The 2721-nt window shown below is 51.2% G+C and carries 4 protein-coding genes; all 4 read right to left on the bottom strand.

Annotated elements, in window-relative coordinates:
* On the bottom strand, nucleotides 1-174 hold a 174-nt coding region (gene yacG / locus ABYW01_RS18785), incomplete at its 3' end, for a DNA gyrase inhibitor YacG (protein WP_372835816.1).
* A gap of 4 nt (nucleotides 175-178) precedes the next feature.
* Nucleotides 179-784, bottom strand: coding sequence for a dephospho-CoA kinase (gene coaE / locus ABYW01_RS18780; RefSeq protein ID WP_372835814.1), 606 nt, complete (start codon nucleotides 782-784; stop codon nucleotides 179-181).
* A 3-nt stretch (nucleotides 785-787) separates the two neighbouring features.
* Nucleotides 788-1651, bottom strand: coding sequence for an A24 family peptidase (locus tag ABYW01_RS18775; RefSeq protein WP_372835812.1), 864 nt, complete (start codon nucleotides 1649-1651; stop codon nucleotides 788-790).
* 33 nt (nucleotides 1652-1684) lie between these two features.
* A partial coding sequence (locus tag ABYW01_RS18770; RefSeq protein WP_372835811.1) for a type II secretion system F family protein occupies nucleotides 1685-2721 on the bottom strand: 1037 nt, incomplete at its 5' end.

Here is a 2721-nt window from a genome sequence, read left to right as displayed (position 1 = left end):
GCTGTAGTCGTTCTCATCCTGACTGCTATTTGCAGCAATTTGATACTCTTCATTGGCCCATGCGCCAAGATCGATCAGCCGGCAGCGTTCACTGCAGAAGGGGCGAAACGCATTGTGTTCGCTCCATTCTGCTTTCTCGCCACAGTGTGGACAGTCGATTAACTTCTTACTCATATCGTTACTCTATTTCTGAATTGGCGAGCGCGACCAGTGCCTGATGCAGGCTGGCGACATTCGCATCCAGCTTGCTTTGGTCACCGCTATTATCGAAAACAGTATCCGCGCGTTTCAGGCGTTCTTCACGCGGCATCTGTGCGGCAATAATCGCACGCACCTGATCTTCTGAGGTGTTGTCACGCGCAGCAGTACGCTCAATCTGGCGTTCCTCCGGCGCATCCACCACAACCACATGATTCACCAGCAAGTGCTGATCGGTTTCCAGCAATAGAGGGGAAGCCAGCACAGCATATAAGCTTTCCAGATTTTCCAGCTTTTCCAGAATGCGGTCACGAATGATCGGGTGCAGTAGCTGTTCCAGCCAAACACGCTGCTTTTCATCGGCAAAAACGATTTCACGCAGTTTAGGGCGGTTGAGGCAGCCATCTTCCAGCAGTACCGCTTCGCCAAAACGTTTACCGATCGCATCCAGTGCTGGCTCTCCCGGAGCCACAACCTCACGGGCGACAACATCTGCATCGATAATGGGGATATTCTTTTCCGCAAGGCGCTCAGAGACGGCGCTTTTACCGCAGCCAATGCCGCCGGTCAGTCCAACTACAAACATGGTTTACACACCGATCAGTTGTAGGTATTTGTGGGTGATCTCCTGCCCCCAGATCAAGCTGATCCAGCCTGCGACCGCCAGATAGGGACCAAAAGGGATCGGGTTCTGGCGCTCGTGGCGTTTCAGGACAATGAGCATTATCCCAAAAATTGCCCCAACCAGTGAAGAGAAAAGAATGATCACAGGCAATTGATCCGCACCGGCCCAGGCGCCGAGTGCGGCCAGCAATTTGAAATCGCCGTAACCCATGCCTTCCTTACCGGTCAGCAATTTAAACAGCCAATAGATCGACCACAGTGAGAGATACCCCAGCATTGCACCCGCTACAGCCATGTGCAGACTGGTGAACATACCAAAGCTATTGACCAACAAGCCTAGCCAGAGCAGCGGCAGCGTCATGCTATCGGGCAGGAGCTGGGTATCGTAATCGATCAATGTCAGGCAGATCAGGATCCAGCTAAACAGCATCACCGCCAGACTGATCTCATTGAGCCCATAGATTGATACGACGTACATGCTGATCAGCGCGGTGAACAACTCAACGCTGGGGTAGCGTGCCGAGATCGGGGTATGACACCCGTTACACTGTCCTTTTTGCATCAGGTAACTGATCACCGGGATATTCTCAAACCAGCGAATTTTATGGCCACATTTAGGGCAGCTGGACGCGGGAACCGACAGGTTAAAGCGTTCTTGAGACGCTTCCTTGCCCTGCATCTCGTCAAACTGTGCCTGCCACTCCAGTTCCATCATCTTGGGTACGCGGTAGATCACCACGTTCAGAAAGCTGCCAATCATTAGGGCAAACATAAACGCCACACCCATGGCGGCGAACGGATGGGCATTCAGTGTTTCAAGTAGTATCAAGGTTGAGTTCCTTAAGTGGATCAGGCGACTTATTTATATGGCCGCGCCCATCTGGAAGATAGGCAGATACATCGCAATAACCAAGCCGCCGACCAGGACGCCCAAAATCACCATAATCATCGGTTCCAGTAAGCTGGATAGATTGTCTACGGCGTTATCCACGGCTTCTTCATAATAATCAGCTACCTTAGTGAGCATCAGATCTAACGACCCTGCTTCCTCGCCAATAGAGATCATCTGTACCGCCATATTGGGAAATACACCGGTCATATTGATGGCGTTTTGTAATGACTGACCAGTCGATACACCATTCCGTATCTGCAAGATGGCGTTGCGGTACACCACATTGCCTGCGGCACCCGCAGCAGATTCCAGGGCATTAACCAAAGGCACACCGGCGGCAAAGGTCGTCGCGAGCGTACGGGAAAAGCGGGCGATGGCTGCATTATGTAAAATTTGTCCAATTACTGGAATTTTGAGCATAGCGCGATCAACCGCATCGGCGAACTTTTGGGATCGGGTTTTAGCCTTTTTGAACAGGTAGGCACCAACACCCACTATCAGAAAGGCCAAATGCCACCACTCCTGTGCCACATCCGACAAGGATACGACAAACTTAGTGAATGCAGGCAGGTCGGCACCAAAGCCTTTAAACAGCGATTCAAACATCGGTACGACTTTAACCAGCAAAATAGCCGATACAATAATACCAACAACAACGACCGCCGTCGGGTAGGTCAGCGCTTTTTTGATCTTGGCTTTAAGGCTTTCTACTTTCTCTTTGTAGGTGGCCAAACGATCCAGCATCTGTTCCAGAGCACCCGATTGTTCACCTGCGGATACCAGATTGCAGAACAGATCGTCAAAGTATTGTGGGAATTTGGACAAGGCAGCGGAAAAATCGACACCGCCGTTAACATCATTACGGATACTTTTAATCATATCCTTGAGTTTGTTCTTTTCGGTACCGTTGGAGACGATCTCCAAGCCTTGCAGCAGCGGCACCCCCGCTTTCATCATGGTCGCCATCTGACGGGTGAAAAACGCAATATCCAGCGGCTTGATGGGCG

The organism is Pontibacterium sp., assembly GCF_041587635.1.
Lineage (GTDB): Bacteria > Pseudomonadota > Gammaproteobacteria > Pseudomonadales > Balneatricaceae > Pontibacterium.
The sequence above is the reverse complement of the archived record's forward strand: the minus strand, read 5'-3'. Positions and strand labels throughout refer to the sequence as shown.